We start from the raw sequence: 12395 nt of genomic DNA, 5'->3' as shown, positions 1-12395 counted from the left end.
GTCGCACCGCACTTCGGCCCCGGTCTGATTACGAAAGTACGAGGAACGTGGGGACCGCGACCAGCGCACCCACGACGGCTCCGGCGACGACCTGGCTGGCGCGGTGATCGCGGAGCCGGACCCGCGACCAGGCGACCAGCACCACGACCGGGACGACGACGAGCAGTGCTGGGCCGAAGACGTTGATGAGCACCCCAGCGGATCCAGCCGACACCGCGGCATGCGCGCTGAGCTTCCACACCTGGTTGATCCCGGTGGTGACCAGCAGGACCGCGAACATCACGACAACCATCGCGACAAGCGGCCGTGGCGCACCCAGCAAGACCAGCACGGCGAGGCCGGCGAGCACGGAGAGCAGCCCGTAGACCAGCGGCTTGCGGCGCTGTTCCCGTACGCCGATGTGGTGATCGGTGAGCATGCCACGGCGTACACCGAAGTAGATGATGCCGTACGGCACGAGGGAGCCGAACAGGACGGCGAGCAGCCCCCAACCGAGCCCGGCGAACCACGACGGCGCGGTGGCGTGGAGGGCGACGGCGAGTGGCATGGCCGTCGCCCACACCGCCGGCGCGAACACCTCAGTGACCGTACGGGCAAGGCGACTCGACGTTGGGTGAGGGACGGCTACCTCGGTAGATCCGACCACAGCGCTTCCTACCTCTTGACTTCTTCGACAGTGGCACCGGCGGGTACGGGAGCGCGCGAGCGGCCATCCCGGCGAATGATAGGCCCGAGCCACGGGCCGATTCACCGGGAGGGCAACGTTGAGCCGGAGCGCCGCGAACACCGACGACCGACGCAGCGAGGGCACCGCCGGCACGGTGGGGGCGACGGGGGTCTTGGGCCGGATACGGCGCCGGCCTCTGGTCGGCGCGAGATCAACGAGACGGGGCTTCGCCGCGCCAGGCCGCCGGGCGGAGGACGCCCACCGGGTCAAGGCGTCAGTTCACCCCGAAACATCGGCCGTACGGGTGAGGGCCCCTCGTCGCACGACATAGGAGAGCGTGAAGCCCGTCAGCAAGACCATCAGCAACGGCAACAAACTGACGTCCTCGGACATGTCAACCAACAGCGGCGTCTCGGTCTCGCTGCGCACCCCACCCAGATCCGTAACCGCACCGGTCAGCATCGCGGGCAACCAGTGCAGGGCGTACTCCCGGGGGGCGTCCGCCGAGCTGAACCTCATTACCACAAACGCAACCAGCGCCGCGTTAATCGCAATGGCACCACCAATCACGCTGACGACGGTCGCATGGAGTGAGTGCGAGTGTCGCACCAAGCTTGCGGTGGAGAAGAGGACCGCAGCCCAGAGCGCGGCGGCCAGCGTTACCGCCAGCGAACGCGTACCGAACGGGCCCGTGATCACCGTCAGCGCTATTACCGATGCGGTGAGGGCCCCCATCATGGGCAGAAGTCGCCAGTGTCGCCGCTTGGCCAGCCTCCCGCCAAGCAGGACGGCCGTCGTTAACAGCGCAACTACGACCCCGGTGTAGAGCAAGTCGTCGGACATGGGTGCCCTTCCGGCAGGACCCTTCAATGCGGCAGTGGACCATACCAATGGCGGGTGGGCTTCGCTATCCCGGAGGGAACGGTTGGTAGCCCAGGTGCGTGTGAGCGGTCAGCCACGGTGTACGGGGTCGATGACGAGGAATCCCGGCGTTCGCCCCGCTGCTGGAGCAGGTCAAGGCTCGGCTGGGCAGTCTGGCGAGGGTGGTGATCGTCGGCCGATGTGCCGGTCGGGGACCGGCACCGCGACACGCCACGCACTGACCGCGATCGGCGAGTACGTCGACCACGTCAACAACCACCGACCACGGGCGGGTCCAGTTCCGCCGCCCGGGCGAGCAGCGCACCCCGGCCGATGGAGTCGACGTTTGTCGCCGCCACGGTACAGGCGTAGGCCCCGGAGATCGCGCCGTACAGGGCGCACCGCTGCGCCGGCTCTCCTGCGAGCCAGCCGAGCAGGAAGCCTGCGGCGAAGGCGTCGCCCGCACCGTTGGAGTCCACCATCGGCCCCGGCGGATCGACCGCCGGAACATGGCTGAACTCGCCGTCGACCAGCAGGTACGCCCCCTCGGCTCCGGCGGTGGCGACGACCGTGCGGGCCTGGCCGCGTTCGATGATGCGCCGCATCGTCTGCTCGGGGTCGGTCAGTGCGGCCGACGACACGAAGACGAGGTCGGCCGCGTAGGCGAAGTCCTCGTGGTAGGGCTCGTTGCCGTCCCAGTTGTGCAGGTCCGTGGAGATGGTTACCCCCGCCGCGCGCAGCGTGGGGAGGGCGAAGGCGCACGGATAGGTGATCGACACGTGGGCGTGCCGGCTCGCCGCGGCGAGTGCGGTGACCGTCTCCACCGGGAGCCGGTCCCCCGCCTCGGATCGGCTGCTGTCGTACAGGGACAGCCGCCGTCCGTCCGGGGCGACGAGGTTGACCGCACGGCGGGTGCCGGCCCGCAGCGGAAGGACGGTGAGCGGGATGCCCCGCTCGGCGTGCAGGGCGCGGACCAAGTCGCCCTCGTGGTCGTCACCGATCACATCGATGTGGTGGGTACGCAGGCCCAGGGCGTGGACCGCCATCGCCACGAAGTCGCCGGTCTGTCCCGCGCGGGTCGTGATCGCCGGCACCAGGTAGCTGTCGGCGAACGGAAGGGGCAGCTGCGGTGCGTAGACGATGGTGTCCACGCCAGCGCCACCCAGGACAAGGACGTCGATCTCAGTGCTCACAGGTGCTCCTCCGGGGAAGCCTCCACTGCCACGATGCGAGTTCCGTTGATCGGCCTACGGCCGGCAACAGCGGCGGCAAGCCGATCGATGGTGTTGGCGGTCACGGCGAGACCCTACTGCGCTGACCATGATCAGAGGTGACGGTTGATCACCCTCGTGGTCATCCTGGCCCGTTCGTCGTACGGTGCAGGCATGGACCCGCTCGACCTGCCTGCCATTGTCGAGGTGTGCAGATCCCTCAAGCGAGGCTGGGACGTGCGCGGAATCAGCCAAGAGGCATGGGGCGCAGATCCAGACGAACTGCTAACCCCATTTGATCCTTTGGCAAGTGTGACGCTCAGGCTGGGTGAGACGTTCGGCGTCGCCGAGGTTTGGCCGACCGGATACGTAAGGCTGGTGCGTAGGGGTAGCCGGGTTGACCACGTCCAGGTTGGTGGCCCTGCTGAACTCCGGGATCAGCTTGTGCAGTTGACGAACTGGGTGACAGATCACGACCAAGGAGCTGGTTAATGCCTAAGCGAGCCCTGGTTGTCTCCTGGCTCGGGTCGGGCTACCGGGAGATCTGTTTCCACTGCGGAGTCTGAGGTTCCGTTGATGAACCGCTGTCCTGCATATGTAGCGAGCACTCGAATCAATTTCTTCGGTGGCTCGCGGAGTGAGTCCAGCGACAGCAGTGCGATGGAGGGGCGGCCGTCGACCTTGTTCTGATGTTCAGCCACCGTGCCCAAGCCGGCGTCCGCCGACGGAACCAACAGCAGCCGTGGAGCACCACTGCTGTCCAGCGTTCCTTGGTGGGACCGCAGAGTAAGATCACGGGGAAGCTAGTAGTTGCGCTCTCGGATGACAATGGCTCGCGCACGTGCGCAATGTAGAGTTGCCCTTGCCCGGCAGCTGCCGCGAGATCGCGGACAGCTATATCGTGTGCTGAACGGAATTTTCGTCCCGCCCACCGAGTCGGTGCAGCATCGAGCCGGCCTCGCTCACGACATCTTCTACCTGGCTTGCGGTGAGGCGTCGGGCTTCCCAGATCAGTGCAGCCACGTCCCGTGCTGCCAGGCTGGCCCTGGTCGTACCGGGCGGTCCGAGGTCGGTCAGCGCGGCCAGGTCTTCGGCACTTATGGCGAGCAGAGCAGCGAAGCTGGCGAGTAGGTCGGTGGTCAGTTCCGTATCGCCTCGGCCGATTCGTCCGATCGTGGAGGCGGCGAGGTAGTGGGGCGTCAACACGGCGAGGCATTTGGCTGTTCCCAGCAGATCCAGGTTCCGGTTACGGAGCAGGCGCAGGATCATGGCCCCCGGGGCCGGTGGGTGCGTGTCATAGGCCGGTGTCGGTGGGAACTGCCGTCTGCGCTTTGCCTGCGGTAGCGAGCAAACAATCTGGTGCAGGCGGTGGCGTTGCTTCGATGGAAGCTGCGCTGCTGCCCGGACAAGGGAAGCGACGGACCTACCTGCACCACCGTCCAGCGGGGTCAAATCGTCTGGTACGGGAAGCTCAGCGATGACGAACAGGTCTGCGGTGTGCAGGTTGAGGGCGGGCGCCAGGACTCGAAGTAGCCCGGGGCTCGGCCTGTCGCCGTCGCTGATCGCCTGTAGCTGCGCCTGCGGGATGCTGGTGCGCTGAGACAAAGCGAAAGGGGCTAGGGACCGGCGGTACAGCAGCCGGGCTAACGGTGTCTGCTGTGCTGCGAGACCGCTCATCGGAGCATGTTAGGGGCGGTTGGCGGGGCGGTGACACTACCAGCACGCCACCAGCGAGCCTGCCCGGGAGGTCGCCGACTCCACGCATTCAGAGGCACCGGGCTTACTAGCCTGACCGTCATGACGACCATCGAGCAGCTTGAGCTGGACGAATGGCCGGAATCCGGCCCGAACAGCACCTTCCTCGTCCGACGCTGCGCTGAGCTGCGGCGCAAGCCAGTAGCAGAGTTCACGGTCGAAGATCTGCGCATCATGCTCGGTCAGCAAATCGGGGTGTCAACTTTGCTGCCGCTGGCGGTGCAGGTCTTACTCCGAGACCCCTTGGCCGAGGGCGACTACGGTCCGGGCGACCTGCTCTTTCACGTGCTGCGGTTACCGGACTCGGCCTGGTCCAATCTCCGAGCCGAACGGGAGCGCCTGGTGTCTACGGTGGCTCAACTCGTTGCCAGCCCTTCGTTCTTCGAACCTGAACGCAGACGGCGTGACCCGAACCGGCAGCTGCGCGACGCCATGGAGCGCTTCCTTGATCGATGAGAGTCGCAGGCGATCCCACCTGTCGTATCCCAGCTGGTGCATTACACCCAGCGCTTGGTTGAATCCCTGGGCTCCGGCGGCAGTGGCGACGATCACCGGAGGACTCGCGCCATCGACCGGCCATAGAACGGCGGTTTCGTCATGGGACCCAGGACCTACAGCTCCGGTCCCGATGCCTCCTTGATCAGTGGCCCCGTCGACCATGGGCTCCGCTCAAAATCGCACGGATGACGAGCTGTTGCCCGCCGACGAGGTCGCCGCTCGTGAAGGCAACGCCGCGATTCGTGCGCCGACTGGTGGCTGAGCGGCGGATCGCGTTCGTCAAGGTCGGTCGGCTGGTGCGCTTCGAGGCGTCCGCTGTGGCTGCATACATTGAGACAAATCGGGGGATGTCGATGACTAGGCACAGTTACATGACTACCGGGGGAATGTGGCCTGATGGCGGGTAGCAAGGCCGGCGGCGTTTCGGCGACGTGCGGCGGGCAGGACCAAGCAGAAGTCGACCAAAGGCAAGACCACCCGGACGGCACGTGAAGCGGGCACGGCCGGCGCTACTGGCACGCGAATGGCACGGAAGATCAAAGAGAGCTGAAACGAGAACGGCCCAGGTTCGGCGATGACGCCGTTGACCTGGGCCGGAAGCGGTGGAGCGGGCGACGGGAATCGAACCCGCACCGTCAGTTTGGAAGACTGAAGCTCTGCCATTGAGCTACGCCCGCGACGGCCCCCGTGTGGAGGCGCGCCGACAGCGTACCCAATGCCGCCGATCTCTGCGCAGCCCGCCCAGGACGGTGGTCGGGAACGAACCTCGGGCCCGGGCTGGGCGCGCTCGGGACAGTGCTGCTCCCGGGTGGTGCGGTGCGACCGGACGGGCTGCTGTTGCCGTCCCCCACGAGCCGGGCGGTGGGCTCCGTTGGGCGACCCAACGGCGGGACACGCGATCAGATATGGCCCCGGGGAACTGTGCGTGGGTGCGGACGGCATAGACTGCTTCCCGCCACGGGGTGTGGCGCAGCTTGGTAGCGCACTCGCTTTGGGAGCGAGGGGCCGTGGGTTCAAATCCCGCCACCCCGACTGTCGTTCGCGGCCGGGTCGACCCGGGCACCGCCGTTCTGCGTGTGGTTCCCGGGCACCGCCTGCAGGCCGTACCGGCTCGCCTACACTCGATGGGCTGTAGACAGCGCCCAGACCACCAAGATCCGTCAAGGAGTACGCCTGTGAAGAGCACCGTCGAGACTCTGAGCCCGACGCGCGTGCGGCTCGCCATCGAGGTGCCGTTCGTCGAGCTCGAGCCGAGCCTCAAGAAGGCGTACCGGGAGATCGGCCAGCAGGTCCAGGTTCCCGGCTTCCGCCGGGGGAAGGTACCGGCCGCCGTGATCGATCAGCGGGTCGGCCGGGGCACCGTGCTCAACGAGGCGGTCCAGGAAGCCATCCCGCAGAACATCCTGTCGGCGGTGCGCGAGCACGACCTGAAGACGCTTGGCCGTCCCGAGGTCGAGATCACCGAGTTCGCGGACGGCGACTCGCTCAACTTCACCGCCGAGGTGGACATCCGGCCGGAGCTCAACCTCCCCGACCTGTCGACGGTCGAGGTGACCGTCGATGAGCTGAAGATCGATGACAGCGAGATCGATGAGCAGGTGCAGAGCCTGCGGGAGCGGTTCGCGACGCTGAAGACCGTCGAGCGGGCTGCCGCCGAGGGCGACTTCGTGCAGATCGACCTGAACGCGACCGTTGACGGCGAGGAGGTCCCGGGCGGCTCCGCGACCAACCTCTCGCACGAGGTCGGCAGCAAGCAGCTCCTGCCGGGCCTGGACGAGGCTGTCGTCGGCCTGGCGGCCGACGCGAGCACCACCTTCACGACGCAGCTCGTCGGCGGGGACTACGCCGGCCGCGACGCCGAGGTCTCGGTGACCGTCCGCACGGTCAAGGAGAAGGAGCTGCCGGAGCTGGACGACGAGTTCGCCGAGCTGGCGAGCGAGTTCGACACCATGGCGGAGCTTCGCGACGACGTACGTGAGCGGGTGACCCGGAGCAAGCAGGTCGAGCAGATCTACGCCGCTCGCGACAAGGCTCTCGAGCAGATTGTCGAGACGGTCGAGGTGCCGGCGCCGGAGGGTGTTGTCCGCGAGGAGGTCGAGAGCCGCAAGGCGGCGATGGTGGATCAGCTCGAGCGGATCGGTGCCTCGATGGAGGAGTACCTCGCCTCCGAGGAGAAGACCGAGGAGCAGATCAACACCGAGCTGACCGAGGCGGCCACCCAGGGCGTGAAGATCCAGCTCCTGCTGGACACCGTCGCCGACGCGGAGGAGATTCAGGTCTCCGACGACGAGTTCGGCCACGAGATCGTGCACCGGGCGCAGCGCGCCGGGGTGGCGCCGCAGCAGTTCTACGACCAGCTGGTCCGCGCCGGTTCCGCCGGCGCGGTCTTCGGTGACGTCCGGCGGGGCAAGGCCCTGGCCTCGATCATGGATCGCATCACGATCAAGGACGCTGCTGGCGAGGCGGTCAGCCTCGACGCTCTGCGCGCCGAGAACGAGGCCGCGCACGCCCACGCGGAATGATCGTAGGTTTCGGCCGCCGTCCCTGCCGTTGGTTGGGGCGACGGCCGAAACCTGTTTTCGGGTACGCCCGACCGGGCTGCGCTGAGAGCGAACAGTGCCCCGACCGGGGTTCTGCCGCTCGGTCGAGCCGTTAGTGTCGGGTAGGACGGTACGGAGAGCGAAGGGCTGCCATGACCGACATGCACATCCCACCGACGCCGCTCCGGGCGATCGACGCCCGCGGTGGCGACAACATTGGCAACCTCGACGACTCGGTCTACAACCGGTTGCTCAAGGAGCGGATCATCTTCCTGGGCAGTGAGGTGACCGACCAGGTCGCCAACCGCATCTGCGCGCAGCTGCTGCTGCTCGCCGCGGAGGACCCGGACCGCGACATCAACCTCTGGATTAACTCGCCGGGCGGCTCGGTCTACTCGGGCATGGCGATCTACGACACGATGCAGTTCATCGACAACGACGTGTCCACCGTGGCAATGGGTATGGCGGCCTCAATGGGCCAGCTGCTGCTCTGCGCCGGCACCAAGGGCAAGCGGTACGCCCTACCGCACGCCCGGATCATGATGCACCAGCCGTCGGGTGGCATGGGCGGTACCGCCTCGGACATCGCTATCCAGGCGGAGCAGATGCTCTACACCAAGCGGATGTTCCAGGAGCGGGTCGCCTTCCACACCGGCCAGACTCAGGCGGAGATCGAGGCGGACTCGGACCGTGACCGTTGGTTCACCGCCCAGGAGGCCATGGAGTACGGCTTCATCGACAAGGTGATCACCGGGGCCGCCCAGGTTCCGGAAGGCGCCGGGACCCTGAGCTGAGCGAGGAGCTGACGATGACCGACCTGAGCCTGCCGCCGCAGTTCGCGGCCGTGCACAACCGCTATGTCCTGCCGTCATTCGTCGAGCGCACGTCGTACGGGGTGAAGGAATCTAACCCGTACAACAAGCTCTTCGAGGATCGGATCATCTTCCTCGGGGTCCAGGTGGATGACGCGTCGGCCAACGACGTGATGGCCCAGCTGCTCACGCTGGAGGGCACGGACCCGGACCGCGACATCATCATGTACATCAACTCGCCGGGTGGTTCGTTCACGGCCATGACGGCGATCTACGACACCATGCAGTACGTCCGGCCGGATATTCAGACGGTCTGCCTGGGGCAGGCGGCCAGTGCAGCGGCGGTGCTGCTCTCGGCCGGCACGCCTGGTAAGCGGATGGCACTGCCGAATTCGCGGATCATCATCCACCAGCCTGCCACGGAGGGGGGCTACGGGCAGGGCTCGGATATCGAGATCCAGGCCCGGGAGATTCTGCGGATGCGTACCCAGTTGGAAGAGATGCTCTCCCGGCACTGTAATCAGCCGGTGGAGAAGGTCCGCAAGGATATCGACCGAGACAAGATTATGACGGCCGAGGAGTCCCGCGAGTACGGGTTGGTCGACACCATCCTCACCAGCCGTAAGAAGGGCTTGCTGGCCGCCAACGCCGCTAGCTGAGCCGGTCAGGTCAGAGGTCGGCCGGGGGGAGCCTCGACCGACCTCTGACACACCCGTATTAGGGGTCGGAGAAACCGGCGCCAGCGGGTAACGTCGGGTCTGTACCGCTTCGCCGGTCGAGCCGGCGGGGAGCTGAGATGGGCGGCGCGCGGTGTCCGGGGGCCATGGCCGGAGCGGTGGCCGATGAGTGCAGGGAGACTGTAGGTGGCACGGATCGGTGACGGCGGCGACCTACTGAAGTGCTCCTTCTGTGGGAAATCGCAGAAGCAGGTCAAGAAGCTTATCGCTGGTCCCGGCGTCTACATCTGCGACGAGTGTATCGATCTCTGTAACGAGATCATCGAGGAAGAGCTGGCCGAGTCGGGCGAAGTGAAGTGGGAAGAGCTTCCCAAGCCGATGGAGATCTGCCAGTTCCTCGATAGTTACGTCGTGGGTCAGGCTCAGGCCAAGAAGGCTCTCGCCGTCGCGGTCTACAACCACTACAAGCGAATTCAGGCCGAGGCGGCCGGTGCACCCAGCGCGGACAGTGTCGAGTTGGCCAAGTCCAACATTCTGCTGCTTGGCCCTACTGGGTGCGGCAAGACCCACCTGGCGCAGACCCTGGCCCGGATGCTCAATGTGCCGTTCGCCATCGCGGACGCTACTGCCCTGACCGAGGCCGGATATGTCGGGGAGGACGTCGAGAACATCCTCCTCAAGCTGATCCAGGCCGCCGACTACGACATCAAGCGCGCCGAGACCGGGATCATCTATATCGACGAGGTCGACAAGATCGCGCGTAAGTCGGAGAATCCGTCGATTACTCGCGATGTGTCCGGTGAGGGTGTGCAGCAGGCGCTGCTCAAGATGCTGGAGGGGACGGTTGCGAGCGTTCCTCCTCAGGGCGGCCGCAAGCATCCGCACCAGGAGTTCATTCAGATCGACACCACCAACGTGCTCTTCATCTGCGGCGGTGCCTTCGCGGGCCTCGACCAGATCATTGAGGCGCGTACCGGCCATGGCGGCACGGGTTTCGGTGCCCGGCTACGGGCGGTCTCGGAGCGGTCAACCGACGACACCTTTAGCCAGGTGATGCCGGAGGACATGCTGAAGTTCGGCCTGATCCCCGAGTTCATCGGTCGGCTTCCGGTGATCACCAACGTTCGCAGCCTCGACCGTGAGGCCCTGGTGCAGATCCTCACCGAGCCGCGTAATGCGCTCGTCCGGCAGTACCAGCGCCTCTTCGAGCTGGACGGCGTCGAGCTCGAGTTCGAGCCTTCGGCGCTGGCGGCGATCGCCGACCAGGCGATGCTCCGTGGCACCGGCGCCCGCGGCCTCCGCGCGATCATGGAGGAGGTTCTACTCTCGGTGATGTACGAGGTGCCCAGCAACCCCGACGCGGCCCGCGTTCTGATCAACCGTGAAGTGGTGCTGGAGAACGTCAACCCGACGATCGTTCCGCGTGAGTTCGCCAGTCGGCGGTCTCGGCGGGAGCGTGAGGAGAAGTCCGCGTGACCGGTTCGGTCCGCACTGGGGGGTAGCCAAACCCTCGACGACGCTCCGGAGTCCTGTTCTTGTGACCCCCCTGCCCGTAACCTGAGTCCATGCGAGTTGCGGTCTGCCAGTTGAACGCCCGGGATGACCGAGGGACGAATCTGGTAGCCGCCGAAGCCTTGCTGGAACGTGCGGCGGCCGGCGGTGCCGATCTCGCGATCCTCCCCGAGTACGTCGACTATCTCGGTCCGGCCGCCGGGCAACCGGTCGCGGAGCCGGTGGACGGGGAGGTCGGACGGTTCTTCGGCGACGTCGCGCAGCGGCTCGGTATCTGGGTCGTCGTTGGCTCGATCCACGAGCGGGGGCCGGACCCGGAACACTCGTACAACACCTGCCTGGTGTTCGATCGTTCCGGGACGCTCGCCGCCACCTATCGCAAGATCCACCTGTACGACGTGGAGATTCCCGGCCGGGTGTCGTATCTGGAGTCAGCCACGGTCGCTGCTGGCTCGCAGCCAGTAGTCGTTGATGTGGAGGGCATTCGGGTCGGGCTGTCGATCTGCTACGACCTTCGCTTCCCCGAGCTCTATCGCCAGCTCGTCACGGACGGCGAGGCAGACCTACTCCTCGTCCCGGCAGCTTTCATGTTGCACACGGGGCGGGACCACTGGGAGGTACTGTTGCGCGCCCGCGCCATCGAGAACCAGTGCTTCGTTGCGGCTGCCGCCCAGACGGGGGACCACGAGCCGAGCCGTACCTGCTTTGGGCGCAGCATGGTGATTGATCCCTGGGGGACGGTGCTCGCCCAGGTGCCGGATGGTTCCGGGCTCGCGATTGTCGACCTCGACCTGGAGCGGTTGCGGACGGTCCGAACCGAGTTGCCGAGCCTGGCGAACCGTCGTCTCCAGCTTTCCTGAGCCCGACCGAGCGGTCTGAGCCGCAGGTGGCGCACGGCTCGTCGTTGGGCCCGCTGTTCGGTGTAGGCCGTCCTCAGCCCTGAAGCAGCACACCGATCGTTGCGAGGCCGACGATGGCAGCGGCCGTGACCAGGAGCGCCGTCGTCATTCGGGACGGTCCCCGACGAGCCAATCGGCCGATCGACAGGACTAGGACGACGAGTACGAAGGCGCCGATGACGATTTGCCAGAACGGCAGGAGTAGTCCGAGTAGCGCGTCCTCGGCTAGCACCGGGGTCGCTGTCAGCTCGGCCATGCAGACACTCTCCCACGGATGAGCGGTTCCGGTCTTCGGCACGCGGTTGAGGGGGCGGCTGCCGGAGGTGTACCGCGCCAGTTGGTGCCAGTGATGGATCTTGATTTGCCTTCTGCCGGACATCCGCGTAACTTTCTCTTTGCACGCGGGAAGCCGGGCAAACCGGCAGAGAGCGGGCACCAGGACCGTGGCGATATTGCCGAGCGGGGCTGGGCGCGGGCGGTGTGAGGCGCTTCCGGAGACGGAGTTGCAATCACGAAGCCGACCGGGTAGAGTACTGAAGCCGGCAGGAGCCGGGCGGATAGCCGCGAAGCGGATGTCGGCCGGTCTGCCGATTCCCACAACAGTAGCGACCGCCAAATTGGCGTGCGTGATTGTGGGCCGGCTAGGACGAGTTTGTCGCCTGAATCGTCAGGTTGACGATCGCGGAATGGTCCGGGTAGGTTAGAGCGGTTGCCTCTGGAGGGGCCCTGGTTTGGGGTTCTGATGGTGTGTGGTTGTTCTTTGAGAACTCAACAGGGTGTTTGGAAAGCCAGTGCCGTTTTGGTCTGGGTTGGCCTGCTGTTTGGTGGGTTGGCTTGGGCTGGATTTGGCAGCAAATATTTTGTTGCTGGGATGTTTCTTCAAGTTTTTGTTGGAGAGTTTGATCCTGGCTCAGGACGAACGCTGGCGGCGTGCTTAACACATGCAAGTCGAGCGGAAAGGCC

General features: G+C 66.1%; 12 protein-coding genes, 2 tRNA genes and 1 rRNA gene. 9 read left to right on the top strand and 6 right to left on the bottom strand.

The window, feature by feature from the left end:
* Positions 1–28 precede the first annotated feature (28 nt).
* From B116_RS0113910 to B116_RS25145, 4 genes are all read right to left on the bottom strand, one after another.
* Entirely contained in the window at positions 29–547 is a 519-nt protein-coding gene (locus B116_RS0113910) for a hypothetical protein (RefSeq protein WP_223874582.1), read from the bottom strand.
* A 399-nt stretch (positions 548–946) separates the two neighbouring features.
* Complete coding sequence (locus B116_RS0113905; RefSeq protein ID WP_027660422.1) at positions 947–1510, bottom strand: hypothetical protein; 564 nt, start codon at positions 1508–1510, stop codon at positions 947–949.
* Between the two features lie 287 nt (positions 1511–1797).
* Positions 1798–2721, bottom strand: a complete 924-nt coding sequence (locus tag B116_RS0113900) for an adenosine kinase (RefSeq protein ID WP_027660421.1) — start codon at positions 2719–2721, stop codon at positions 1798–1800.
* A 912-nt stretch (positions 2722–3633) separates the two neighbouring features.
* Complete coding sequence (locus tag B116_RS25145; protein WP_223874580.1) at positions 3634–4416, bottom strand: XRE family transcriptional regulator; 783 nt, start codon at positions 4414–4416, stop codon at positions 3634–3636.
* A gap of 120 nt (positions 4417–4536) precedes the next feature.
* On the opposite strand from B116_RS25145, the gene B116_RS0113885 reads away from it, so the two are divergent.
* On the top strand, positions 4537–4950 hold the full coding sequence (locus B116_RS0113885; RefSeq protein ID WP_027660420.1) for a contact-dependent growth inhibition system immunity protein: 414 nt from the start codon (positions 4537–4539) through the stop codon (positions 4948–4950).
* 227 nt (positions 4951–5177) lie between these two features.
* Positions 5178–5399 (top strand): helix-turn-helix domain-containing protein, encoded by a 222-nt coding sequence (locus tag B116_RS26680; RefSeq protein ID WP_223874579.1) that lies wholly within the window; start codon positions 5178–5180, stop codon positions 5397–5399.
* A 196-nt stretch (positions 5400–5595) separates the two neighbouring features.
* Here B116_RS26680 and B116_RS0113880 read toward each other — a convergent pair.
* Positions 5596–5669 (bottom strand) — tRNA-Gly (locus B116_RS0113880).
* Between the two features lie 281 nt (positions 5670–5950).
* Between B116_RS0113880 and B116_RS0113875 the strand changes: the two genes are divergently transcribed.
* The 6 genes from B116_RS0113875 to B116_RS0113850 all read left to right on the top strand — a co-directional run bounded on the left by B116_RS0113875 (position 5951) and on the right by B116_RS0113850 (position 11393).
* Positions 5951–6024 (top strand) — tRNA-Pro (locus B116_RS0113875).
* Positions 6025–6167: 143 nt separating this feature from the next.
* Complete coding sequence (gene tig / locus B116_RS0113870) at positions 6168–7514, top strand: trigger factor (protein ID WP_018724078.1); 1347 nt, start codon at positions 6168–6170, stop codon at positions 7512–7514.
* Between the two features lie 170 nt (positions 7515–7684).
* Positions 7685–8326, top strand: coding sequence for an ATP-dependent Clp protease proteolytic subunit (locus tag B116_RS0113865; protein ID WP_018216647.1), 642 nt, complete (start codon positions 7685–7687; stop codon positions 8324–8326).
* A gap of 14 nt (positions 8327–8340) precedes the next feature.
* On the top strand, positions 8341–9003 hold the full coding sequence (locus tag B116_RS0113860; protein WP_012183908.1) for an ATP-dependent Clp protease proteolytic subunit: 663 nt from the start codon (positions 8341–8343) through the stop codon (positions 9001–9003).
* Between the two features lie 204 nt (positions 9004–9207).
* On the top strand, positions 9208–10497 hold the full coding sequence (clpX, locus tag B116_RS0113855; protein WP_018724079.1) for an ATP-dependent Clp protease ATP-binding subunit ClpX: 1290 nt from the start codon (positions 9208–9210) through the stop codon (positions 10495–10497).
* Positions 10498–10586: 89 nt separating this feature from the next.
* A complete protein-coding gene (locus B116_RS0113850; protein ID WP_027660419.1) occupies positions 10587–11393 on the top strand; it encodes a carbon-nitrogen hydrolase family protein in 807 nt (268 codons plus the stop codon).
* 73 nt (positions 11394–11466) lie between these two features.
* Here the strand turns inward: B116_RS0113850 and B116_RS0113845 are convergent, their stop codons facing one another.
* Positions 11467–11688, bottom strand: coding sequence for a hypothetical protein (locus B116_RS0113845; protein ID WP_026322049.1), 222 nt, complete (start codon positions 11686–11688; stop codon positions 11467–11469).
* 631 nt (positions 11689–12319) lie between these two features.
* On the opposite strand from B116_RS0113845, the gene B116_RS0113840 reads away from it, so the two are divergent.
* Positions 12320–12395: ribosomal RNA gene (locus B116_RS0113840) — 16S ribosomal RNA — on the top strand; the annotation flags it as partial.

This window comes from Salinispora fenicalii (assembly GCF_000514815.1).
GTDB lineage: Bacteria > Actinomycetota > Actinomycetes > Mycobacteriales > Micromonosporaceae > Micromonospora > Micromonospora fenicalii.
The sequence above is the reverse complement of the archived record's forward strand: the minus strand, read 5'-3'. Positions and strand labels throughout refer to the sequence as shown.

Bases quoted from the DNA above. Each gene is read 5' to 3' on its own strand.
- B116_RS0113845 (WP_026322049.1), bottom strand. From the start codon at position 11,688: ATGGCCGAGCTGACAGCGACCCCGGTGCTAGCCGAGGACGCGCTACTC.
- B116_RS0113885 (WP_027660420.1), top strand. From the start codon at position 4,537: ATGACGACCATCGAGCAGCTTGAGCTGGACGAATGGCCGGAATCCGGC.
- B116_RS26680 (WP_223874579.1), top strand. From the start codon at position 5,178: ATGACGAGCTGTTGCCCGCCGACGAGGTCGCCGCTCGTGAAGGCAACG.
- B116_RS0113910 (WP_223874582.1), bottom strand. From the start codon at position 547: ATGCCACTCGCCGTCGCCCTCCACGCCACCGCGCCGTCGTGGTTCGCC.
- B116_RS0113905 (WP_027660422.1), bottom strand. From the start codon at position 1,510: ATGTCCGACGACTTGCTCTACACCGGGGTCGTAGTTGCGCTGTTAACG.
- B116_RS25145 (WP_223874580.1), bottom strand. From the start codon at position 4,416: ATGAGCGGTCTCGCAGCACAGCAGACACCGTTAGCCCGGCTGCTGTAC.
- B116_RS0113850 (WP_027660419.1), top strand. From the start codon at position 10,587: ATGCGAGTTGCGGTCTGCCAGTTGAACGCCCGGGATGACCGAGGGACG.
- B116_RS0113865 (WP_018216647.1), top strand. From the start codon at position 7,685: ATGACCGACATGCACATCCCACCGACGCCGCTCCGGGCGATCGACGCC.
- B116_RS0113860 (WP_012183908.1), top strand. From the start codon at position 8,341: ATGACCGACCTGAGCCTGCCGCCGCAGTTCGCGGCCGTGCACAACCGC.